Annotated in this window: 19 protein-coding genes and 1 pseudogene; 17 read left to right on the forward strand and 3 right to left on the reverse strand. The window is 58.5% G+C overall.

Annotated elements, in window-relative coordinates:
* The first annotated feature begins 224 nt into the window (after nt 1-224).
* The 7 genes from F1C16_RS07125 to trmB all read left to right on the forward strand — a co-directional run bounded on the left by F1C16_RS07125 (nt 225) and on the right by trmB (nt 7,755).
* Entirely contained in the window at nt 225-1,925 is a 1,701-nt protein-coding gene (locus tag F1C16_RS07125; protein ID WP_185283641.1) for a TonB-dependent receptor, read from the forward strand.
* A 172-nt stretch (nt 1,926-2,097) separates the two neighbouring features.
* Entirely contained in the window at nt 2,098-3,297 is a 1,200-nt protein-coding gene (locus tag F1C16_RS07130; RefSeq protein WP_185283642.1) for an SPOR domain-containing protein, read from the forward strand.
* 6 nt (nt 3,298-3,303) lie between these two features.
* Nucleotides 3,304-4,008, forward strand: coding sequence for a MotA/TolQ/ExbB proton channel family protein (locus tag F1C16_RS07135; RefSeq protein ID WP_185283643.1), 705 nt, complete (start codon nt 3,304-3,306; stop codon nt 4,006-4,008).
* A gap of 94 nt (nt 4,009-4,102) precedes the next feature.
* Nucleotides 4,103-4,501 (forward strand): biopolymer transporter ExbD, encoded by a 399-nt coding sequence (locus tag F1C16_RS07140; RefSeq protein WP_185283644.1) that lies wholly within the window; start codon nt 4,103-4,105, stop codon nt 4,499-4,501.
* 145 nt (nt 4,502-4,646) lie between these two features.
* Nucleotides 4,647-5,561, forward strand: a complete 915-nt coding sequence (locus F1C16_RS07145) for a hypothetical protein (protein ID WP_185283645.1) — start codon at nt 4,647-4,649, stop codon at nt 5,559-5,561.
* A 76-nt stretch (nt 5,562-5,637) separates the two neighbouring features.
* Nucleotides 5,638-6,942: a folylpolyglutamate synthase/dihydrofolate synthase family protein gene (locus F1C16_RS07150; protein ID WP_185283646.1), complete on the forward strand. Its 1,305-nt coding sequence runs from the start codon at nt 5,638-5,640 to the stop codon at nt 6,940-6,942.
* 150 nt (nt 6,943-7,092) lie between these two features.
* Complete coding sequence (gene trmB / locus F1C16_RS07155) at nt 7,093-7,755, forward strand: tRNA (guanosine(46)-N7)-methyltransferase TrmB (protein WP_185283647.1); 663 nt, start codon at nt 7,093-7,095, stop codon at nt 7,753-7,755.
* A 164-nt stretch (nt 7,756-7,919) separates the two neighbouring features.
* On the opposite strand, the gene F1C16_RS07160 is transcribed toward trmB, so the two are convergent.
* Entirely contained in the window at nt 7,920-8,531 is a 612-nt protein-coding gene (locus F1C16_RS07160; RefSeq protein WP_185283648.1) for a hypothetical protein, read from the reverse strand.
* 275 nt (nt 8,532-8,806) lie between these two features.
* Here F1C16_RS07160 and mnmA point away from each other — a divergent pair, with 275 nt between their 5' ends.
* The 6 genes from mnmA (at nt 8,807) to F1C16_RS07190 (ending at nt 16,573) form a co-directional block, all read left to right on the forward strand.
* Nucleotides 8,807-9,949 (forward strand): tRNA 2-thiouridine(34) synthase MnmA, encoded by a 1,143-nt coding sequence (gene mnmA / locus F1C16_RS07165; RefSeq protein WP_243900102.1) that lies wholly within the window; start codon nt 8,807-8,809, stop codon nt 9,947-9,949.
* A 170-nt stretch (nt 9,950-10,119) separates the two neighbouring features.
* Nucleotides 10,120-10,863 carry a hypothetical protein gene (locus tag F1C16_RS07170; RefSeq protein WP_185283649.1) on the forward strand — a complete coding sequence of 248 codons (744 nt, stop codon included), beginning with the start codon at nt 10,120-10,122 and terminating at the stop codon, nt 10,861-10,863.
* Nucleotides 10,864-11,031: 168 nt separating this feature from the next.
* Nucleotides 11,032-12,720: a S8 family serine peptidase gene (locus F1C16_RS07175; protein ID WP_185283650.1), complete on the forward strand. Its 1,689-nt coding sequence runs from the start codon at nt 11,032-11,034 to the stop codon at nt 12,718-12,720.
* A 64-nt stretch (nt 12,721-12,784) separates the two neighbouring features.
* A complete protein-coding gene (locus tag F1C16_RS07180) occupies nt 12,785-13,099 on the forward strand; it encodes a hypothetical protein (protein WP_185283651.1) in 315 nt (104 codons plus the stop codon).
* A 122-nt stretch (nt 13,100-13,221) separates the two neighbouring features.
* Entirely contained in the window at nt 13,222-13,905 is a 684-nt protein-coding gene (gene rpe / locus F1C16_RS07185) for a ribulose-phosphate 3-epimerase (RefSeq protein ID WP_185283652.1), read from the forward strand.
* 133 nt (nt 13,906-14,038) lie between these two features.
* On the forward strand, nt 14,039-16,573 hold the full coding sequence (locus tag F1C16_RS07190; protein WP_185283653.1) for a carboxypeptidase-like regulatory domain-containing protein: 2,535 nt from the start codon (nt 14,039-14,041) through the stop codon (nt 16,571-16,573).
* Nucleotides 16,574-16,652: 79 nt separating this feature from the next.
* Here F1C16_RS07190 and F1C16_RS07195 read toward each other — a convergent pair whose 3' ends face one another.
* On the reverse strand, nt 16,653-17,120 hold the full coding sequence (locus F1C16_RS07195) for a hypothetical protein (protein ID WP_185283654.1): 468 nt from the start codon (nt 17,118-17,120) through the stop codon (nt 16,653-16,655).
* A gap of 227 nt (nt 17,121-17,347) precedes the next feature.
* On the reverse strand, nt 17,348-18,328 hold the full coding sequence (locus F1C16_RS07200; RefSeq protein ID WP_185283655.1) for a DUF2911 domain-containing protein: 981 nt from the start codon (nt 18,326-18,328) through the stop codon (nt 17,348-17,350).
* A gap of 485 nt (nt 18,329-18,813) precedes the next feature.
* Between F1C16_RS07200 and hisG the strand changes: the two genes are divergently transcribed.
* The 4 genes and pseudogenes from hisG to hisB all read left to right on the forward strand — a co-directional run bounded on the left by hisG (nt 18,814) and on the right by hisB (nt 23,504).
* Nucleotides 18,814-19,665: an ATP phosphoribosyltransferase gene (hisG, locus tag F1C16_RS07205; RefSeq protein ID WP_243900103.1), complete on the forward strand. Its 852-nt coding sequence runs from the start codon at nt 18,814-18,816 to the stop codon at nt 19,663-19,665.
* Between the two features lie 99 nt (nt 19,666-19,764).
* Entirely contained in the window at nt 19,765-21,063 is a 1,299-nt protein-coding gene (gene hisD / locus F1C16_RS07210) for a histidinol dehydrogenase (RefSeq protein ID WP_185283656.1), read from the forward strand.
* Between the two features lie 97 nt (nt 21,064-21,160).
* Nucleotides 21,161-22,210, forward strand: a complete 1,050-nt coding sequence (gene hisC, locus F1C16_RS07215) for a histidinol-phosphate transaminase (protein WP_185283657.1) — start codon at nt 21,161-21,163, stop codon at nt 22,208-22,210.
* Between the two features lie 186 nt (nt 22,211-22,396).
* Nucleotides 22,397-23,504: pseudogene (gene hisB / locus F1C16_RS07220) on the forward strand (bifunctional histidinol-phosphatase/imidazoleglycerol-phosphate dehydratase HisB).
* The last annotated feature ends 3 nt before the right edge of the window (nt 23,505-23,507 follow it).

Raw genomic sequence — 23,507 nt, forward strand, 5'->3', positions numbered from 1 at the left:
TCAGCTGTCATCTTGAGCTTATGAAGGACCTTTTTACGCAAGGTCGAAGCGCAACAACGACTCGTTCCTGTGTGGGAAGGTCCTTCATAGGCTCAGGATGACAACTGATTTTCGCTATCAAGTATTCTTTAACAAACAAAAATCGCCTACCCCGTCGTCTGGCTCCCCCTCTCCCCGAGGAGAGGGGGCCGGGGGGTGAGGTCCCACGCCAGCACAATCATTCCATGAAACGAACTACCTACTATACCTACCTGGCCTTGGCTGCGCTGACTACTGCGCCGCTTGCTGCCCAGGCCCAGAAAAAGCCCGGCGGCAAGATTGAAGAGGCCGAAGTGGAGATTGTGAAGGAGCGCGTGAACCAGTTGCCCGAAGCGGCCCGCAACTATGAAAAAGTAGCTATCGAGCCGCCCGCCAAGCAAGCGGCTTCCACTACCTATAACTACCCCGATTTTCGTCTACCCACCGACCGGCTGAACCCCGCGGTGCGGGTGCTCACCATCCGGCAGGAAGACTTGCTGCCGCTCACGGGCAACTATGTGAAAGCCGGCCTGGGCAACTACGGCACCGTCTACGGCAAAGCTTACCTGCACAACACCCGCGACGACCGCGCCAGCTATGGCCTGGATTTCAGTCACCTATCTTCGTCGCGCGGCCCGATTGACAAGCAGAATTCCCGCCAGAGCCAGACCCGACTGGGCCTGAACGGGGAGATTTATAACGGCCCGGTGGCGCTGGGCGCCAAGCTGGATGTGGGCCGCGAACGGTACAACTTCTACGGCTACAACCGCAACGTGCCCGACCTGCCCGACGACCCCGACGCGCTGAAGCAGGTGTTCTACCGCGCCGCGGCTAAGGTGTACGTGCGCAACCGCTCCGCCGATGCTCCTTTTCAGTATGATCTGGGGGTAGGGTTCAACTATTGGAAAGACCAGTTTGAGGCCCGCGAAAGCAACTTTAATATCGGCTTCAAATCAGCGTATTCCTTAGCCGAAAAGGGACGCGTGGTGGTGAATGGCGACCTGTCGTTCATCTCGCAGCAGGATTCTATTGGCACTGTGAGCCGGCCGTTTGTGCAGATTGCGCCCAGCTACGAGTTACTATTGAACCGTCTGGCCATATCCGTGGGCGCTAACCTGGGGTACACCGGCGACACCATCAACGACCGAAACCAGTTCAAAATTTACCCCGCTGTGCGCGTGGGCTACACTGTTACGGAAGATAAGTTTCTGGTGTATGCAGGCTTGGGCGGCGCCTTGCAGCGCGTCACGCTCTACGACCTGACCACCGAAAACCCCTGGCTGGCGAAGAACCAGCGCGTGGCCGACACCCGTCGCGGTCCTACCCTCTACGTGGGCTTCAATTCTACGCCCGCCCGCAACCTGGAGCTGAACGCCAAAGTGACGGTTTCCAACGACCAGAACCTGTATTTCTACAACAACAACGCTCGCGACACCACCAAGTTTGACTTGGTATATGACGAGAAATCAACTCAGCTGTTGCAGGTGCACGCCGAGGCGCTGTACAACGCCGGCGAGAAGTTCCGGCTGGGCCTGAAGGCCGACTACAACGGCTACAACACCAAAACCCTGGCCGAAGCCTTCCATCGGCCCAAGTTTCAGACCAGCATCTTCGGCAGCTACAACGCCAGCGAGAAGCTGCGCGTGGGTGCCGAGCTGTATACGTATAGCTCTAGCTACGGCACGGGCTACCGCCCAGTGCTCACGCCGGCCGGCACTGTGCGCGAGCGGGTAGTACTGCCTACCAGCTCCGTAATAGACCTGAACCTGAAGGCTGATTACCGATTCTCGGAAAATCTGTCAATCTTTGCCATGGGCAATAATTTGCTCAACCGCCAATACCAGTACTTCCTGAACTACCCAGTGAAAGGAATTAACGTTTTGGCAGGTGTTACGTATGATTTTTAACCGCTCACTGTGTTAATGCCTGATTTTGCGTTGCATTGCTATTCCATGTAGGACCTTTCCGGTCTTGCTACCCCATTGTGCTACAGTGGGGTAGCAAGACCGGAAAGGTTTTCGATTTTTAGCGCCTGACCAATATCTTGTCGTTTTCTGTTACCCTCTGACCTTCCTGCCCGTGCAGCTTTCCGACCATATTCGCACCCTGCTTCAACACCACGATTGCGTTATTATTCCTGATTTTGGTGGGTTGATTGCCGACTACGCCCCAGCGCAGATTCATCCGGTGCGCCATACCTTGGCGCCGCCTACCAAGCGTGTGGCCTTCAATCAGTCGTTGACTCGCAACGATGGGTTGCTGGTCGATGCGCTGAGTCGCGCCCTGGGTGTAAGCGCCGGGCATGCCCGCCAGCTGGTGCAGGATGCCGTAGCGCGCCTGCGCACCGATCTGGAGAATCAGCAACGCGCCGAGCTGCCCGGTATCGGCGTGTTCCGGCAAGCGGCGGGTCGTGGGCTGGATTTTGAATACACGGGCTCCCAAAACCTGCTGCCCGCCAGCTACGGCCTGCCAGAGCTAGTGTCGCGGCCGGTGCGCGCTACGGATGCGCTACTGGCCCGCGAACGGCAGCCCGCCGTGCCGCAGTTGGCCGCCGGACGCCGGGCTCGGCGCCTGTGGCAGTCAGCAGCCGTGGCAGTGGTGGTAGGGCTGGCGCTGTCAGCGCAGTACCTGTATATCCTCAATCTTGATTTTCTGCCCGACGCGCTACGATTCAATAGTGGTGCACCGGCGCAATCGGAAGTATCGGCGCCGGCTTCGGTGCGGCCCATGCGCCAGCAGGCTACCTTGTCGCCACGCCCCGATAATACGGAGTGGTCGACGGTAGCAGAAGCGCCCGTTGAGGCTGCTACCCCCGTAGCTGCGGAAGACCCAGCTACTGCCGCTACGTGGGGAACCGAAGTAGCCACGCCTGCCCCGGCGCCCACGGTAGCGGCGCCCGCCGCTAAAAAAGCTGCGCCTGTACCCGCTGCTCCGGCTAAAAAATCAACTCCGGTAGCCGTTGCCAAACCCGCAGTGGTAGCAACCACCAAAGCTGTGGCTCCTACCGTGGCACCAGCTGCCAAAGTTGAGACTACAATTAAAAGCCGCACGGGCCGTTTCTACGTTATTGCCGACGTTTTCAACTCCCTGCCGAAAGCTCAGCAGCGCCTGACGCAGCTAAGCAAGCAAGGACAAGACGCGCAAATTATTCTGCCTTCCGCAACCAGCCGCTACTACCGCGTGTCAGTAGGAAACTTCACCGACAAGCCAACAGCCACCGCGCACTTAGCGCAGCTGAAAAAGTATTCCAGTTCCTCCCCCTGGGTTCTCCCTTACTAGTCTAGCATGAGTGCATTCCTGCTGCAGATTACCACTGCCGCCACCGTAGCCGCTGACTCTGCCGCCGCAGCTACCAACGTTCCCGTTGCCGATACCACCGACCTCTCCCTGCTCGACCTGATTCTAAAGGGCGGCTGGATTATGGTGCCAATCTTTCTGCTTTCGTTCGTTTCGATTTATATCATGATCGAGCGGTATATCACGATTCGGCGGGCAGCGACTATTCCCGGCGGCTTCATGGGTAGCATCAAGAGCCTGATGGTGCGCGGCGACTTGCAGGGAGCTAAAATGCTGTGCGCGCAAACGCCCTCACCGCTAGCCCGTATGATTGAGAAGGGTATTCGCCGCATTGGCCTACCCTTACAGGAGATTGAGGCCAGCGTAGAAAACGTAGGCAAAATTGAAGTAGCCCGCCTCGAAAAAGGTATTGGCGTGCTGGGCATCATTGCTGGTATTGCGCCCATGCTCGGTTTCGTGGGTACGATTATCGGCGTAATCAAGATTTTCTACTCCATCTCCACCACCGGTGACTTCGGCATCGCGCAGATTTCGGGTGGTTTGTACACCAAGATGGTGACTTCGGCCGCCGGCCTCATCGTGGGTATCATTGCCCACATTGGCTACCACTGGCTCAGCATCATGGTCGAAAACCTGGTGCTACGCATGGAGAACTCCGCCGTGGAGTTCATGGATATTCTACAGGACAACTAAAAGTTTGTTAGCTGTTAGTTGATGGCTGTTGGCTATTAGCTTGACGTTCGAGAAAAGCTAACAGCTATCAGCCAAAAGCTAACAGCTCAAGAAGATGAATCTCACCCGTCGCCGAAAGCTTTCTTCGCACGTCGAGACCAGCTCGATGAACGACATCATGTTCTTTTTGATGTTGTTTTTCCTGATTGTGAGTACGATGGTGAACCCAAACGTGATTAAGCTCATGCTGCCCAATGCCCGCTCGGGTAAGGCCGTCATGAAGCAGACCATCAATGTATCGGTGAATGCCAACGGGGAGTACTTCATTGACCGCCAGCCCGTAACGGCTGCTACCCTGGAGCAGGAATTAGGTAGCCGCGTGCAGGGCCAGGAAAACACCACCGTCGTGTTGCGCGTCGATTCCGGCCTGAACGTGCAGAAGCTGGTAGACGTATTGGAAATCGGCAACCGCCTGAAAATCAAAATGGTCATGGCCACGCAGGCCCAAAAGTGACAGAGCGGCTGAGTGACTGAGTGAGTTCTCGCTTTGTTGCTCGGCCATCTAGCTGCTTAGGTGCTGCATTTACGAAGAGGGTTTTTTGTTTGACTGTGCGTCGAACAGCAAAATTCACTTAGCCACTCAATCACTCAGTCACTCTATGGCAACCCACCGCGAAGAGCACCGCCGCGAGGCCCTCCTGGGAGCCGTGATTATTCACGGACTGCTGGCCGCGGTGTTTGTATTTACTGTATTTCGGGAGCCCGATCCGCCCCTGACCTTTGGTGGCGATGGGGTAGAGCTGAACTATGGTATTGATGAGGCCGGTTCGGGCGACATTCAGAGCCTAGCCACGGCCAACGACTCGCGCAACCGCGAGGACAGCCGTCCGCCCGCCAATAATCCGTCGCCTCAGCCGCGGGCCGCTCCCGTAACGCCACCGCCGAGCCCGCCCCAGCCGGCCGTGCAGGAGAAGATAATAACCAGCGAGGCCGAGGAGAGTCCTGTATCGGTACCGCCCGTGACGCGGGCTGCGCCCCGGCCTACCCCCGAGCCACCCCGCGAGGAGGTACGGGAAGAAGCGCCGCCCAAACCAGCTCCCAAGCCCCGCACGCTCTACACGCCCCGCGGTAGTGCCTCGGGTGGCGGCAACGGCGTGAACGGCACCAGCAACACGCCCACAGGCAACAACAACGGCGACCGGCCCGGCAGCGTGGGTGACCAAGGCGACCCACGCGGCACCCTCGATGCCAAGGCACTATATGGACAGCCCGGCAGCGGTGGTAGCGGCAGCAGCCCCGGCAGCGGCGGCGCGGGCGGGCTCGAAATGAGCGGTTGGGCCTTTGTGAACCGCCCCACTGCGCCGGCGCTGGACAATAACTCCGGTTTCGTGCGCTTCCGCATCAAGGTGAATGCCGATGGTGAGGTAGATGCTATTACGAAGGTGTCCGGTAACGTGTCGGCGGCTCAGGAAAAGGCTTGCCGCGACGCCCTGCAAAACGCCGAGTTCCGGCGGACTACCTCGGCCACGGGCGGTGGCTCGGGCTATTACACCTTCCGCTTTACAGTGCGATAAAACCGCTTTCTGTTACTTTTGCAACGCCGCCGACTGGATTTCTGGTCGGCGGCGTTGTCCTTCTAGTCCGCTTCTGATGAACTACACCGAAACCCTGGCTTATCTTTATCAGCAACTGCCCATGTACCAGCGGGTAGGGGCGGCGGGCTTCAAGAAAGGCCTCGGCAACACGGAAGCACTGGCGGCGGCAATGGGCAACCCCGAGCGAAAGTTTTGGGCTGTGCACGTGGCGGGCACCAACGGCAAGGGGAGCAGCTCCAACATGCTGGCCGCCGTGTTGCAAGCGGCCGGCTACCGGGTAGGGCTCTACACGTCGCCGCACCTGCGCGAGTTCACGGAGCGCATCCGCCTCAACGGACAAGAGCTAACGCCCGATTATCTGGTGCAATGGGTAGCGAGATGGCAGCCGTTGTTCGAGGAAATCCAGCCGTCGTTTTTTGAGATGTGCGTGGCGCTGGCCTACTCGTATTTTGCCGAGGAGCAGGTAGATATTGCCGTAGTAGAGGTAGGGCTGGGTGGCCGGCTGGATTCCACCAACATCATTACGCCGCTCGTCTCGCTCATCACCAACATCAGCTACGACCACCAAGCTATGCTCGGCGACACGCTGCCACTGATTGCCGCCGAGAAAGCGGGCATCATTAAGCCCGGCGTACCGGCCATCATCAGCCAGACCCAGCCGGAGGTAGTGGAGGTTTTCGAGCAGAAAGCTCAGGCGGAAAACGCTCCATTGCTTTTTGCTGATCAGGAATATCAAGTCTTGCAACCCGTGGAAACTGTTGCGTCTGATGCGGCTACCCAGCTCGTAGACGTGCAACGCCACGGCGCACCCTACCTGGCGCAGTTGGAGCTAGGGTTGCTGGGCGACTACCAGCGCCTGAACCTGCCCGGCGTGCTGGCCACGGTGGACGAATTGCGGCAACAGGGTTTCACGATTTCAGAAGATGCCTTGCGCACGGGCTTGCGTGAAGTCAGCCGCCTCACCGGCTTTGCTGGTCGCTGGACCATCATCAGTCGTCAGCCTCTCACCATCTGCGACACGGCCCATAATGAAGCCGGCCTGCGCCTGACCATGCACCAATTGGCCCAACTGCCGCACCAACAACTGCATCTTGTACTAGGTGTTGTTAATGATAAAGACGTGTCCCCGGTACTGCGCCTGCTACCCCCAGAGGCCACCTACTATTTCTGCCAGGCCAGCATCCCTCGGGCTTTGCCAGCCGAAGCGCTGGCTGCTCAGGCGGCCGAAGTAGGGCTGCACGGCGCCGCCTACCCCACAGTGGCCGAAGCGGTGCAAGCGGCCCGCGCCGCCGCCACGGCCGAAGACGTCGTCTATATCGGCGGTAGTACTTTTGTAGTGGCCGAGGTAGACGAGCTTTAATACTTTTTTCGCTGTCATCCTGCGCTTGCGAAGGACCTTATCAGGTTAGAACGAGTCGTTGTTACGCCTGTCGTTCTACCGTGAGAGGTTCTTCGCAAGCGCAGGATGACAGACGGGTTACCATTCTCAATCGCACCATTTCACCACTCCGTGAGTCGAATCAAATTAATCCGCTTTGCGGAAAATGCTAACCGTCCGGATATTGTAGAACCGGGTAAGGACACGTATCAGCAATTGGGCGGGCGTTGGCACGAGGCTTTTTTTCAGAATAACCATCCCATTACCTTAGAGGTAGGCTGCGGCAAGGGCGAGTACACGGTAGGGCTGGCCGAGCGCTACCCCGAACGCAATTTCCTGGGCCTCGACATCAAGGGTGACCGAATTTGGCGGGGGAGTACTCGTGCCGAGGCGTTGGGTCTCACGAATGTGGGCTTCGTGCGCACCCGCGCCCACGATCTGCTCACGCACTTCGCGCCCGGCGAGTTGGCCGAAATCTGGATTACCTTCCCCGACCCGCGCCCCCGCGACCGGGATATCAAGCGTCGTCTCACCTCACCGCGCTTCCTTGATTTGTACCAGCAAACCTTACAGCCCGGCGGCCTCATCCACCTCAAAACCGACAACGAAGGACTGTTCGATTATACGCTGGAGGTACTGCAAGAACGCCCCGGCGCTACCATTCTGGCGCACACCAAAGACCTCTACGCCACGCCCGAGCTGCTACCCCACGCCGAGGACATCCAGACAACCTTCGAACGCAAATACCGCACGTTGGGCGTGCCGATTAAGTACGTACAGTTTACGCTGAGTTGAGAGAATAGGGATTATTGAGGTTGTGAATAGAAACAGTCTGTCATCCTGAGCGCAGCGAAGGACCTTATCATGGCAGAACGACAGGCGTAACAACGACTCATGCTGACGTGAGAAGGTCCTTCGCAAGCGCAGGATGACAAACGACTTTTTACTCTTTCCTCTCTCTACTCTTCTAACGCCTCAAACACTGCTTCCAACTCCGTAAAATCGCGCAGGCCGGGCTTGATTTCGTCGCCGCCGGAGAGGATGAAGCCGGCCGGCTGCACGGTATCGAGTAGGGAAAGCACGTTGTTGGGGGTAATAGCACCGTTGAGCCATAGCGGGAAACGGGCGGCGGCTTCTGCCAGCGCCTGCTGAGTGGTAATGTCTAGGTGAGTCGAATCGAGCGTGACGACTACCCCAAAACCAGCCGGGAAAACGGAGGTGTATTGCTGCGCCATTTCCTCGCGCTGGGCGTTGCTGATGGTATCGGCGAGGTTCACAGTCAGCAAAGAGGCTACCGAAAGTGGCGTGGTAGGTAGCTGTCGTAGCAACACTTCCTGAAGGCCACATTCCTCCACCAGCCGATTAATCTCTGATACCGGCTGCGCGTCGAACTCGCCCAGCAGCTTCACGCCGGCCACCCAACCGGCCAGCTCACCCATGAGGGTAGGCGTCACGGCATCAGGCAGGGTAGGGTCGAGGGTGAAGATGAGGCCGTCGGCGCCCATGCCGGCGCAGTAGCGGGCGTCGGATAGGTTGTTGATGCCGCGAACGAGAACGGGGATACGGAGCATAGAGGGGTAGGGTCTTAGGGACTTGGGGAACTTGGGGCCGTGGTTTTATTAGACGCCCAGCCCGCAAGCACCGGCCGGTTGAAAGTGCAAAGATTGACAAAAGTATACTTGCCATTCCGCGCACGGCGAGGAATCTGTTGAATAATCGTTGTGTTGGTGTTTTTTAGATTTCTCGCTCTGCGCGGAATGACAACGACAATCAGCCTCAAAACGCAATTCCGTATCTTTGCCCAGCGGCCGGGAACTTTGGACTCCCGGGCGTTTTTCTACTCTCCATGAACACGATGAAAGGACGGGTGCTGGTCGCGATGAGCGGCGGCATCGACAGCTCGGTGGCGGCGGTACTGCTGCACGAGCAAGGCTACGAGGTGGTCGGTATGACCATGAAAACCTGGGACTATGCTTCGGCGGGTGGTTCCAAAAAGGAAACCGGCTGCTGCTCCCTCGACAGCATCAACGACGCCCGGCAGATTGCCGTGGAGCTGGGTTTTCCGCACTATATCATTGACATCCGCGACGAGTTCGGGGATTTTGTCATTAGCAACTTCACCGACGAGTACTTAGCGGGCCGCACGCCCAACCCTTGCGTGCTCTGCAACACCCACATCAAGTGGGATGCCTTGCTGCGCCGCGCCGATCAGCTTGGCTGCGAGTTTATCGCCACGGGTCACTACGCTCAGGTGCGCCACGAAGACGGCCGCTACGTGATTAGCAAAGGCGTGGACGAGAACAAGGACCAGTCGTACGCCCTGTGGGGGGTGTCGCAGGAAAGCCTGAGCCGCACGCTATTCCCCTTGGGCGCCATGCGTAAAACCGAGATTTACGACGAGGCACGCCGCCGTGGCTTCACAGAGCTGGTAAACAAGCCCGAGAGCTACGAAATCTGCTTCATTCCTGACAACGACTACCGTGGTTTTCTGCGTCGCCGGGTGCCGGGCCTGGAGGAGCGCGTGGCTGGCGGCCAGTTTGTGCTGCGCGACGGTACAGTGGTGGGTACCCACGCGGGCTACCCCTTCTACACCATTGGGCAGCGCAAGGGCCTGGGCGTGGCGCTGGGTTTCCCGGTCTACGTCACGGCCATTCACCCCGAAACCAACCAGGTAGTGCTGGGCAATTACGACGACTTGGCCAGTACGGCCACCGTGGTTGGCAAGCTGAATATGGGCAAATTTGCCTCTCTGGAAGGCCGCGGTCTGGTTCCCAGTACCACCAAAGTGCGGTACAACCACGATGGCGCTCCAGCGTTTCTGGAGCAGGTAGGCGATAAAGTTCGCGTCTACTTTGAGGAGCCCGTGCACGCCATCACGCCCGGTCAGGCCGCCGTGTTCTACGACGGCCAGGACGTGCTGGGCGGCGGTTGGATAGAACGGCACGTTATTGGCGAGCTACCACTGCCGGCCGAGCTAGCTGCTCTTTAAGTGGCGGGTTGCCCGTAGCAAGTTGTATATGAAGACCGTCATTTCGAGCTTGTCGAGAAATCTTGCGTCCTCCTGGTAATTCCTAACGATTGGATTACTGTAGCACGCGAGATTTCTCGACAAGCTCGAAATGACAGTCTAACTAGCAACTGACAACTAGAAACTGAATTATGACGCAACGCTATACGCGGCCGCTAGGCCAGTTACTACTTATTGGCTCACTGGTGTTGGCCGCTGTGGCCTGCACAGAAAGCAATGAGGAAACACCCGCACCCGAAAACGATTACTACCCTGTGACGGTAGGCACCTACCGTACCTACGCCGTGACTGACAGCCTCTGGCGCGACAACGTGCTGACGGTGCAGCAGTTTCAGTTCCGGGAGCGGGTGGCGGGTACCTTCACCGATGCCAGCGGGCAGACGGCTTACAACGTGATCCGCTCGCGCCGCGCTACCGCCACCGATGCCTGGCAGGACGACAGCACCCTGGTGCTGCTGCCCACTGACCGTACCCTACAACAGATTCGCAACAACCGCCGCACCGTGGAGCTGGTGTTTCCTACCCGCACCGGCTACAGCTGGAACCGCGACGCGTACAACGCCTTGGATACCGTGACGGCCCAGAACCGGCAGTACCAGCAAGTAGGGGAGTCCTATACGGTGAACGGCCGCACTTACGAACGCACCGTAACCACCACCGATACCGAACTCAATACTGCCACCGGCACTACCCTCGACGACGGCCTCTACAACGTGGCCAAGTACCGGCAGGTGTATGCCCAGGGCGTAGGTCCGGTAGCACGCGTGCGGAGGCGGTTTGTGTACTGCGGTACCGGCAATTGTGTTCCCTCCAAAACCAATATATATCGTGGGCAGGTGCGCCGGGAAACGCTGTTGGAAACCGGTAATCTATAAGCGGTAGGATAGTTCTTAGTTTGCTAAAAATATGAGAAACGGCCTGTGGAAACACGGGCCGTTTCTCCTTTGTATTGCAAAGGAATATTGGGATAGAGAGAGGGTATTAAAATACGTAGAAGCCGCAAAAAAGCTGTATCTTGGAAGCTAATAAGTAGCCCCATCCTCATGCGGATTCTCATTTTATTAGTAATGGCCTGTTGGTCATTTACAAACCGGGCGGCAGCTGCGCTGCGGCCCCCAGGCGTGCCCACTGTGCGCAAGCACCTGGTCTATCTGCGCGACAAAGCCAACACCCCATACAGCCTCAGCGCCCCCCAACGCTTTCTAACCGCCCGCGCCCTGGAGCGCCGTACCCGCCAAGGCATCGCCCTACAACCCCGCGACCTACCTGTAGATCCTGTCTACGTAGAGCAGGTGCAGTCCGTAAGCGGTGCCAAGGTATGGTACACCTCGCGGTGGTTCAATGCGGTGGTAGTGGAGTGCGACTCTGCTACCCTGGCCGTGGTGCAGGCGCTGCCGTGCGTGCGAAGTGCGCGTACGCTCAATCGGAGTGGGGTAGGGGTTGTCGTTTCGCCGGTCGGCGAGGGTAGCGTGCCTACTGTCGCCCGCCCCGCCGGTACCCGCGCCGGCTACGGCAGGGCTTACGCCCAAACCCACCAGATTGGGGCCGACGTGATGCACGATGCTGGTTTTCGGGGCGAAGGCATGCAGATTGCCGTATTTGATGGTGGCTTTCCGGGAGTGAATACGGGGGCGGTTTTCGCCTCGCTCTATCAGGAAAACCGCTTAGCTAGCGTGTACAACTTCGTTGGACGCGACCAGAATGTATATCAGTATGACAACCACGGTACGCTGGTGCTCTCCACGATGGCCGGTAACCAACCCGGCGTCTTTATCGGTACGGCTCCGCAGGCAACCTACCATCTGTTTGTTACGGAAGATGTCGCCTCGGAGCACCCGGTTGAGGAAGTCAACTGGTTGATTGCCGCCGAGCGCGCCGATTCACTGGGCATCGACATCATCAACTCTTCGTTGGGCTACAACACCTTCGACGCACCTTCTGTCGACTACACCTACGCCGAGCTAGATGGCCGCACCGCACTCAGCACGCGGGCGGCTACCGTGGCGGGGCGGGTAGGAATGCTGGTAGTCAGCAGTGCCGGCAACGAGGGCAACAACCGCTGGCGCTACCTCACGGCCCCCGCCGACGCTGATTCCATCCTGACGGTAGGCGCTGTGGATTCGCTGGGCGCTCGGGCTAACTTCAGTTCTATTGGTCCTACGGCCGATAACCGCCTGAAGCCCAATGTGAGTGCTATGGGCCGGCAGGCGGCCTTTGTGTATCCCAGCGGAGCCATAGGGCGCGGCAATGGTACCTCCTTTTCCAGCCCTATCACGGCGGGACTGGCCGCCGGTTTTTGGCAGGCACACCCCACGCTCACGCCGCAGCAGGTAATTGAGTATCTGCAACGCTCGGCTTCGCAAGCCACCACGCCGGATACTCTCTTAGGCTACGGCATCCCCAACTTTGGGCGGGCGCAGCAAGCGGTGGCGGGTATCCCCCTACCCACGGCGCCCACCGTGGGGGTAGGGAATCGGGTACAATTGTATCCGAATCCTGTGCCGGCCGGCGCGGCCGCGTGCACCCTGCAGCTCCCCGCCGAGCTACGCAGTCAGCCGCTGGAAGTGCGCCTCTACGATGTGCGGGGGGCGCTGGTAACAACGCTGCTGTTGCCCGCATCTAACGCCGCCATCGTGCAGCTGCCTACTACCGCGTTGCGGCCGGGTGTATATAGCTGCCGATTGGGTAGGAGCGGCGGCCCCCCCTACACGTTGCGCCTGATTCGATTGTAGCGCAGCCGCTGGCCTGGTTCACGGCTGGCTTTCTCTTGTTTTTTTAATTCCTTACTTTTTTTCGATGTTACAATTAATGGTGACCAAGCGCATTGGTCGACGACAGTTTCACTTCACCGTGCAAGGCCCCAACTTCCACGAGGTAGTGGCCGAATACGACCGTCTGAGCTTCCCCGACGTGCCCGCCTGCGGCCTGTGCGGCTCCGATAACCTGGACCTCACCTCCCGCGTGGCCCAGGACAAATTCAAATATACCAGCGTGAAATGCCTCGATTGCCGGGGCGACGTGACCTTCGGTAAAACCCAGAAAGACGACCAAACCTACTTCCTGCGCAAGCGCGAAAACGGCGAAATCGACTGGCAAGCCTGGAAAAAGTAATGAAATGGTGAGTGGTGAGAGGGTGAGGTTGACGTTCTGCTGGCGCAGTTTGCGCACATGGCGCTATTAGAACATCAACCTCACTATCTCACCACTCACCGTTTCACTACTATCTTCGCCCTATGAATGCTACCCGTCCGAAACCTCAGCTGGCGCCTTCGCTGCTGGCCAGTGATTTTGCCAACCTGCAAGCCGAAGTGGAGCGCTTGGCCGATAGCGCCGCCGACTGGCTGCATTGCGACGTGATGGACGGCCGTTTCGTGCCTAATATTTCCTTTGGTGTGCCCGTGCTGGAAGCCATTGCCCGCTACGCCAAGCAGCCCCTCGACGTGCACCTGATGATCGAAAGTCCGCAGGACTACCTGCACGCCATTCGCGATGCGGGCGCTAGTAGCATCACGGTGCATTACGAGGCTTGTCCGCACCTGCATCGGGTGGTGCAGCAAATCAAGAAGCTGGGCTGCAAAGCCTGCGTGGCTCTGAATCCGGCTACCCCCGTGAGTTTGCTCGAAGATATTGCCCCCGATCTGGATATGGTATTGGTGATGTCCGTGAATCCCGGCTTCGGCGGCCAAACGTTCATCCCGAACACCCTGCGTAAAGTAGCTGCCCTAAAAGAATTGCTGGTAGACTGTGGCTCCCCGGCTCTTATTGAAATCGATGGGGGCGTGAGCAGCGATAATGCCGCCGCCCTGGTGCAGGCCGGCGCCGATGTACTGGTGGCCGGTAGCTTTGTGTTCAGCGGCGGCGACCCGGTGGGCACGCTGTCCAAGTTGCGCCAACAGGTGGATGAGGTGGCGTATTGATTGCTAATGCGCTAATGCGCTAATGAGTTGATGGAGTTATATGATAGGTGTTATAGAATGGTTGTCAGTGAGGTCGTAGTGTTGCATTATATCATCAGCATATCAACCAATTAGCATATTAGATAATCAATATATGACGCACTCGGACCGTTCGGGTTGTTTTTTTTGGGGAATTGTAGCGGTGTTGCTGTTGGGTGGAATGCCCGCCGCCGTGGCGCAGCAAGTAGCTTCGCAGTTGGTGAGTGGCACTGTCCGCGACGCGGCCGGCGAGCCATTGCCCCAGGTAGGGGTAGGCGTGGAAGGCCAGCCCGGCGGCACTACGACAAACGAGCAAGGCTATTTTCGGCTGCGGGTGTTATTTCCGGCGGGTGAACCCGCGCCGGTGCTGGTGGTGCGCAGCCTAGGATTTCAGGCTCTGCGTGTGCCTCTGGCGACCACTATACCTCAGCCATTGCAGCTCACCTTGCAGGCCGATTCCCGCGCTATCGGCAACGTAACCGTACGCGGCCGCCGCGACCAAGCCGATACCCGCGAGCAAGTCAGCCTCACGCCCCTCGACCCGCGGGCGGTGAAGGAATTGCCCTCCACCTTTGGCGATTTCAACAAGATCCTGACCACCCTACCTGGCGTGGTAGCCAACAACGAACTGACCAGCACCTACTCGGTGCGGGGCGGTAACTACGAGGAAAACCTCGTGTATGTGAACGGCTTCGAGGTATACCGGCCGTTTCTGGTGACGGCCGCCCAACAGGAAGGCCTCAGCTTCATCAACCCCGATTTGGTGGAGAACGTGGAGTTTTCGACCGGGGGCTGGCAGCCGAAGTATGGTGATAAACTGTCCTCGGTGCTGAGCGCGCAGTACAAAACGCCCCGCCGTTTTGCTGCTTCGGGCTCGGCTAGTCTGGTAGGTGGCACGGCCCACGTGGAAGCCACTTCACCCAATAAGCGCGTGAGCTACCTGGCCGGCGTGCGCTACAAAAACGCCCGCTACGTGCTCCAGTCGCTACGCCAGCAGCAGGGCGGCTACAACCCTACCTTCTACGACGGCCAGTTCTACGTGAATGCTAACCTGGGCCGTGCGGGTGATGAAACCCGCACCTCGTTGGGAATACTAGCCACAACGGCCCACAACGATTTTCGTTTCACGCCGGAGAGCGGGCAGAGCACCTTCAACGTAGCGGGCAACCAACTCACGCGCCTCACCATCTTCTACGACGGCCGCGAGCGGATGCAGTACGACACCTACCAAGGCGGCCTGAACCTGCGCCACCGCTTCACCGACCGCCTGCAAGGCGAGCTGCTGGCCGGCGCGTTTATATCGCGGGAGCTGGAGTACCGCGACGTGGAGGCCAGCTACCGTTTCTCGGAGGTGAACCGCACCCCTGGCCCCGATTTCAACCGCGAGGTGCGCGTGCGCGACGTAGGCTCCCGCTTCGACCACTCCCGCAACACGCTGCTGGCCAAAGTCTTTACGCTGGAAGCCCGCGGCCAGTGGACACCCGCCGCCCGCCACCTAGTACGCTTCGGGGTGAAGACGGGTAGGGAGCAGATTGACGATCAGCTGGACGAGTATAGCTTCGTAGATTCGGCTGATTACGTGCCCGAGTACCGCCGCACCCGCCTGGTGTCAGACCTGAACCTGAACAGCTACCGCACGCAAGGCTACGTGCAGAATACCGTTGATATTGACTCGTTGCGTACGCTGACGCTGGGCGTACGGGCGCACTACTGGTCTGTCAATCAGCAGCTAGTCGTGAGCCCGCGAGTGCAGTATGCGCAGGTGTCGCGCCGCCACCCTAATGTATCGTATAAGGCGGCCGTGGGCCTGTATGCTCAGCCGCCCTTTTACCGCGAGCTGCGCAACCAGACCGGCACGCAGGCTACCCCGCAAGATGCGCTGCTCATTCAGGCTCAACTCAATCCCGAGTTGCGGGCGCAGAAGTCACTGCACGCCATTGCCGGCACCGAAATCCGTTTTCAGCAGTTTGACCGGCCGTTCCGCTTCTCGGGCGAGGTGTATTATAAGTACCTGACCGACGTGGTGCCCTACGACGTGGACAACCTGCGCCTGCGCTACTTTGCCAAAAACAACGCCCGTGCCTACGCCGCCGGAATCGATGCGCGCATCAGCGGGGAGTTTGTGCGCGGCGCCGAATCGTGGTTCAGCCTGGGCGTGCTGACAACGCGCGAGAACCTGGATGGCGACTCGATGAACGTCTACAACGCCCAGGGCCAAGTAACGGGTAGGGAAGCCAAAGGCTACATCCGCCGCCCCAGCGACCAGCGCCTGAACGCGGGCATTTTCTTCCAGGACCACCTTCCCGACAATCCTTCGGTGCGAGGCTACGTGAACCTAGTTTTCGGCACGGGCCTACCCTTCAGCCCCCCCAATGACCCCGACGCCCGCGGCACCAGCACGCTAGTGCGCTCCTACAAGCGCGTAGACCTGGGCTTCTCCAAAGTGCTAACGGTGCGCGCCGAGTCCGAGAATAGCCGCCACCCCGGCCAGTTGCAAAGCCTGTGGCTCGGGTTAGAAATCCTCAACGTGCTGCAAGCCAATAACGTAGCCGGCTATAGCTACGTGCAGGACATCAATGGCCGGACGTACGCCGTGGCCAATTACCTCTCGCAACGGGTAGTAAACCTGCGCCTGATCGGGCGGTTTTAGAACTTAAGTCAACAACAGCAGCGCCTCCCTACCCTCGGATGGTAAGAAGGCGCTGTTGTTCTCTAGTACATTACGTGCGTTACTGACCAACTTCACCGGCAACGGGAGGCTGCTGACGACGCTGCTGCTCCTGTTCGTAAAAGGCTAGTTCCAGCTTGTAGGGTTGCACGTTCCAGGTAGGCTGCACCTTGTGAATATTCTGGATGAGCGTGCGGGCAAAATCCGGAGTCAGGCAAATGGTTTTCTCCTCCGGCCGGGCATAGGCTTGCTGGCAGGAAGTCAGAAACGATTCCAGCGTTTGGATATCCTCTTTGGCTTTGCCTTGTACCTGGTTGGGCGGCGTCCGCTTCTGCGGAATAGACTGCGAGCCAGCCTTAAAATGCGTGGTAGTAGCGGCGGCCTTGTCCGCTTTGTGCGCCGCCTTCGACTTGGTTCGCGTAGCCAACACAACACCGCTCCCAATCAAGCGTCCAATAGCCACGGCTGACTGCGCCTTTGTTACGAAAGGTAGGAATGCAAGGGTAAGAAAGAGTAAAGGTTTCTTCATATATGTGTAAAAAGAATAAACAAGAGAAAATCGATCTGCAAGTATAGTATAGATGTTTTAAAGCTGCGTGGCTTAACTAAGTGTTTATAGGATAAATTATACATTATATAAGGCCTGTGCCAAGGTGACGGACGTCTTTTGAATACAGTTTCAGTAGTAAAACTAGAAGGGGTATGTAGCTCAGCTACATACCCCTTCTAGTTGAATGCTTGCTCTTGGAATACTACTTAGTACGCCTTGGCCTGCCACTCCGTGAGGGCGACACGCATGGTGGCCTGCTGATTTTTAAAGTCGTCATCATCTTTAGAGCCTAGTTTTAGAGCCTTGCGGGTGTAGATGAGAGCTGTAGTATAGTCCTGCTGGGAGGCTAACAGTTGGGCCTTAATCCAATTATTGGCGTACGCATCGTTGAGGCGCAACGACTCGTTGATGTAGCGTAGGGCCAGTTCTGGTTGCAGGTTGTTCTGCACCAGATAGTCGGCGGCTTGGGCCAGTAGCTGCCAGTTGCCGGGATGTTGCGTAAGCGTTTGGGCAATACCGGCCAGCACTTGCGTCTGCACGTCGGTTTCAATAAGCATACTTAGCGTGCGTCGTTCCCACGTAAGATTAAGACGGCCGCTGGCGGGTTTCACTTCCGAAAACCAATAGAGCAGGGTTTCCTGGAAATTAGCTTTTTCGGGCAATACGGGCACGTGCACCACATCGTCTTTGGGGTCGTAGTTCTCGGTGCCCCAGTGCGTAGTCACGCGGTTCAGAATGAAGTCCCACTCCGAATCGGCCCGCGGGTAGACGTACAGCGAGTACTGGCCCGCTGCCACGTCCTTGCCGTTCAGCTTCACGGGGCGTGAAAACGTAATCAGCGTGTTTTCGTTGGCACCCGCCCGCCACACTTGGTTATAGGGCACCAGAGCACCCCACACGGCCCGGCTCCGCACGGCGGGCGAGTGGTAGTCTACCGTCACGTCTGTCAGCCCCAAGGTTTGCGCAATCACAGCGTGCGGGCTGGCCTGGGGTAGGGGAAGCTGGGGTTGCCCGGTGGTGGCAGAGGCCAGGGCAGCCGGAGCCTGCGCTGGGGTTCCAGCTGATTTTTGCCTGGTAGTGTCGGCAGCGGGTACCTGTTGTGCGTAGGTAGCGGTGCTATTAAAAAGAGCAGAGCCGGCCCATAAACTAAAACAAGCCAGCAACAGGCGACGAGAGCGAAAATTCATGCAACAATAAAAAAGTAGGCGAAGCAGATCAGAAACAACTAAACTCGAAACAATTGTGCCAAAACGAGAGTTTTTTGCACAATTGAGGTGCAAAGATCTGACGTTGCTGAATTTTTTCGGTAAAAAATTTTCATCCTACCGTCGGGCGTGTACTTTTGTGCCACTAGTTGCTTTTTCTATGTTCGTTGTTGCCTCCTCGCTAATCTGCCTTTGCCCCGCCGCCCCTGTGGCCGCCGGCCGGCTGCGCGTGGCGCATCATCATGCACACGAACATCATTCCTCTTTCTAGAGGAATCCATGAATCATATTGCCCCGTTGGGAGGCTGCATTACCAGCTCCCCGGCCGTTCCCGCAGGACGGCCCTACCCGTTGTGGGCGATTTTCGCCGGGGTGCCTTCCCAATTTGTCCTTCCCACCGACGTAAAAATTAAGCGCTACCTACTCGGAGCTTCTTAATTTTTAATTCTTACTTTTTAATAACCAACATGATTCGTCTGGCCATTCAGAAGTCGGGCCGCCTGAGCGAAGATTCCCTGAATCTAATTCGTGAGTGCGGTATTTCCTTCCTCAGCAGTACCTATAAGCTCAAAACCGAAGCCACCAACTTCCCCCTCGAAATCCTGTTTCTGCGCGACGACGACATTCCCGGCTACGTGCAGGATGGCGTGGCCGACCTGGGTATTGTGGGGCAGAACGTGCTCATCGAAGCCGGGCTGCCGGCGCTGGAAGTGGAAACCTTGGGCTTCAGCAAGTGCCGCCTGAGCCTGGCCGTGCCCCGCGGTGCTGAGTACAACGGGGTAGGCGATTTGGCAGGGAAGAATATTGCCACATCCTACCCCGAAATCCTGGGCCGCTACCTGGCCGGAGAAGGCGTGAAAGCCCAACTGCACACCATCAGCGGCTCAGTGGAAATTGCTCCCAGCATTGGCCTGGCCGACGCTATTTGCGACATCGTGAGCAGCGGCTCTACCTTGCTGGGCAACGGCCTGCGCGAAGTGGAAACCGTGTTTCGCTCCGAGGCGGTGCTGATTGCCAACCAAAACCTGTCGGCCGAAAAGCAGGAGTTGCTCGACCAGCTGCGCTTCCGGATGCAGGCCGTGCGCCGCGCCCGCCGCAACAAATATATTATCCTGAACGCCCCTGTGGCGGCGCTCGACCAGGTGAAGGCCTTGTTGCCCGGCATCAAGTCGCCTACCGTAACCAAGCTGGCCGAGGAAGGCTGGGTGTCGGTGCAGTCGGTGGTGAACGAGGATGACTTTTGGCACGTCACCGACCAGCTCAAAGCCGTTGGGGCCGAGGGCCTGCTCGTGCTGCCGATTGAAAAGATGATAGCCTAGATTTTGAGCTATTCGCTGTTGGCTGATAGCTGTTAGCTTCTCTTGAGTGGAAGAAAAACAGCTATCAGCCAACAGCGAATAGCTATCAGCTCCTAAAAAATGCAAACCTTTCAATACCCCGTGCCGGCCGAGTGGCCGGCGTTGCAACAGCGGGCCGCCGCCGCCGAGGCCGCTGAGGTGGAGGCGCGCGTGGCACAGATTTTTGCCGATGTGCGCCAGCGTGGCGACGAGGCCCTGCGCCATTATGCGGCTACCTTCGATGGCGTGCAGCTCACCAACCTGCGCGTGAGCGGGGCCGAACTGGAAGCCGCCGCTGCGCAAGTGCCCGCCGAGTTGCAGCAGGCCATCCGGCAGGCTCGTGCCAACGTGGAGAAATTTCACGCCACCCAATTTCATGCGGAAGAACCAGTAGAAACCATGCCGGGCGTGACGTGCTGGCGCAAATCGGTGCCGGTGCAGCGGGTAGGGCTCTACATTCCGGGAGGCACGGCGCCGCTGTTCAGCACCTTGCTGATGCTGGGCGTACCGGCGCGGCTAGCGGGTTGCCCGGAGGTGGTGCTGTGCACGCCGCCGCAGAAAGACGGCTCCGTGAACCCGGTGATTCTGTTCACGGCGCAGCTGCTGGGTATCACGACGATTGTTAAGGCGGGTGGGGCGCAGGCCGTGGCCGCCCTCACCGGCGGTACCGAGAGCGTGCCGGCCGTCGACAAAATCTTCGGCCCCGGCAACCGCTACGTGACGGCCGCCAAGCAGCTGGCTACTCGCCACGGGGTGGCCATTGACATGCCCGCCGGGCCGTCGGAGGTGCTGGTTATTGCCGATAGCACTGCCAACCCCGCCTTCGTGGCGGCCGACTTGCTGAGCCAGGCCGAGCACGGCCCCGACTCGCAGGTACTGCTGCTCACTGACTCGGTGGAGCTGCTACCCCAGGTAACGGCTGAGGTGGCGCGCCAGTTAGCCGAGTTGCCCCGCCGCGAGGTAGCGGCCCAGGCCTTGCAAGAGAGTCGCGCCATTCTGCTGCGCACGCCGGAAGAGATGCTGTTTTTCTCGAACCAGTACGCGCCCGAGCACTTGATTCTGTCGGTGGAAAATGCCGAGCAGTTGGCCGAAAGCGTTACCAGCGCCGGCTCGGTGTTCCTGGGGCACCTCACGCCCGAAGCCGCCGGCGACTACGCTTCGGGCACCAACCATACGCTGCCCACCAACGGCTACGCCCGCAACTATAGTGGCGTGTCGCTGGATTCGTTCCTGAAGAAAATTACCTTCCAGCGCATCACCGCTCAGGGGTTACGACAGGTAGGGCCCGTTGTGGAAACGATGGCTGAAGCCGAAGGCCTCCGCGCCCACGCCCGCGCCGTGACATTGCGGCTGGAGTCACTGATGGAAAAAGTAAGATAAGAGAACGTCATGCTGCGCGACGTGAAAAATCTCGCGTGCTGACATTGGTTGGTAAACTATCTGCGAAATCAAAAAAATCAGCGTTAATCTGCGATTCATGTTTGACTTAGAAAATCTGGTTCGCCCGAATATCCGCGCGATGAAACCCTACTCCTCGGCCCGCGACGAGTTTCAGGGCGAGGCGCAGGTGATGCTCGACGCCAACGAAAACAGCCTGGGCTCGGCTGGCCCCGCCAGCTTCAACCGCTACCCCGACCCCTTGCAGCGCGAGGTGAAAGCCGAGCTGGCCAAGCTGAAAGCCGTGGAGCCTACCCACATTTTTCTCGGCAATGGCTCCGACGAGGCTATCGACTTGCTGGTGCGCCTCACCTGCACGCCCGGCCAGGACCGCATCCTCATCCTGCCGCCTACCTATGGTATGTACGAGGTAGCCGCGAACCTGAACGACGTGGCCTTGGAGCGCCACCCCCTCACGCCCGACTTCCAACTCTCGCCGGAGCTAATCGAAGGTATTGTGGCCTCCGATGCCAAGCTGGTGTTTCTGTGCTCGCCCAACAATCCCACCGGCAACCTGCTCCGCGCCGAGGATATCGAGCAAGTGCTGCGCGGCTTCCGCGGCTTGGTGGTTGTAGATGAGGCCTACGCCGACTTCGCCGCCGCGCCCAGCTGGACCAAGCGTCTGGCAGAATTTCCAAACCTGGTGGTGTTGCAAACCTTCTCCAAAGCCTGGGGCCTGGCGGGCTTGCGCCTAGGCATGGCCTTCGCTTCGCCGGAAATCATTGGCTACCTCAACAAAATCAAGCCTCCTTATAATATATCGGAAGCCACGCAGCAGCATGCGCTAGCCGCCTTGCAAGATGCGCCGCGCTTCGAGGCCATGAAACAGGAGCTACTCACCAGCCGCGACCAGCTGGCTCAACAACTTCCTGCCCTGGAAATCGTGGAAGCGGTATTCCCCTCCGACGCCAACTTCCTGCTGGCCCGCTTCCGCCCTGATGCGACGGCGGTGTATGAGTACCTGCTCGGCAAAGGCATTGTCGTGCGTAACCGTACCACCCAGCCCGGCTGCGCCGGCACGCTGCGCCTCACGGTGGGCACGCCTCAGGAAAATGAGTCGCTGCTAGCAGCGCTGCGGGCGTATCGGTAAGCCAGGGTAGGGTCGGCTTGTAGCCGACCCTACCCTGTACAAAATAGAAACGGTCAGTTCTAGCATATAGAAGCGGCCGCTATTGTTGCGTTGTTCTCAACGAGTATTTATAAACCCAACTGTCTTGCCAGGCTGCGCGTGTTGGTGGGCGGCTGCAAGCCGCCCCTACAGTTTCTACTTCACTACATGAAAAAAGTACTCTTCATCGACCGCGACGGCACCATTCTCATCGAGCCGCAACCGAGTCAGCAGATTGACGCCCTCACGCCGGATAAGTTTCAGTTTGTGCCCGGCGCCATTTCTGGGCTGGCGCGCATTGCCCGCGAACTGGACTACGAGCTGGTGCTGGTGAGCAACCAGGATGGCCTGGGTACCGACAGCTTCCCGGAGGAAACCTTTTGGCCGGCGCACACGCTCATGCTCGACATTCTGCGCGCGGAAGGCGTGGAGTTTGTGCGCGAACACATCGACCGCAGCTTCCCCCACCAAAACCTCAACACCCGCAAGCCTGGTGTCGGGATGCTAGCGCGCTACCTCGACGCCCAGCACGACTACGACCTGCCAAACTCCTACGTCATCGGCGACCGGCCGACTGATGTGCAGCTGGCCGAGAACCTAGGGTGCCAAGCAATTCTGATAGGGGAGGAGTCCGACGAGCGCGCCGCTCTGACGACTACCAGCTGGGAAGAAATTTATCAACGCCTGCGCCTACCTGCTCGCACGGCCGTGGTGCAGCGCGACACCAACGAAACCAAAATCCGGGTGGAGCTGAATCTCGACGGCGCCGGCCGGCCGCAGATGCACACCGGCCTCGGCTTTTTCGACCACATGCTCGACCAGCTTAGCAAGCACTCAGGTGTCGACATGAAAATAGAAGTACAAGGCGACCTACACATCGACGAGCATCATACTATTGAGGACGCAGCTATTGCGTTGGGCGAAGCGTTTACGCAGGCACTCGGCGACAAGCGCGGCTTGGCCCGCTACGGTTTTTTACTACCCATGGACGACGTGTTGGCCCAAGCCGCCATCGACTTTTCTGGTCGCCCTTGGCTAGTGTGGGAAGCGGAGTTCAAACGCGAAAAAAATCGGCGATATGCCTACCGAAATGTTTTACCATTTCTTTAAAAGCTTCGCTGACGCAGCTCGCTGTAACCTTAATATTAAAGCCGAAGGGCAGAACGAACACCACAAAATCGAAGCCATCTTTAAGGCAGTTGCGAAGTCGATGAAGATGGCGCTGGTGCGTGATGCCAGCAAGATGGAAATACCTAGCACAAAGGGGGTTCTATAGTTT

The sequence above is a fragment of the Hymenobacter sp. NBH84 genome, from assembly GCF_014217645.1.
Taxonomy (GTDB): domain Bacteria; phylum Bacteroidota; class Bacteroidia; order Cytophagales; family Hymenobacteraceae; genus Hymenobacter; species Hymenobacter profundi.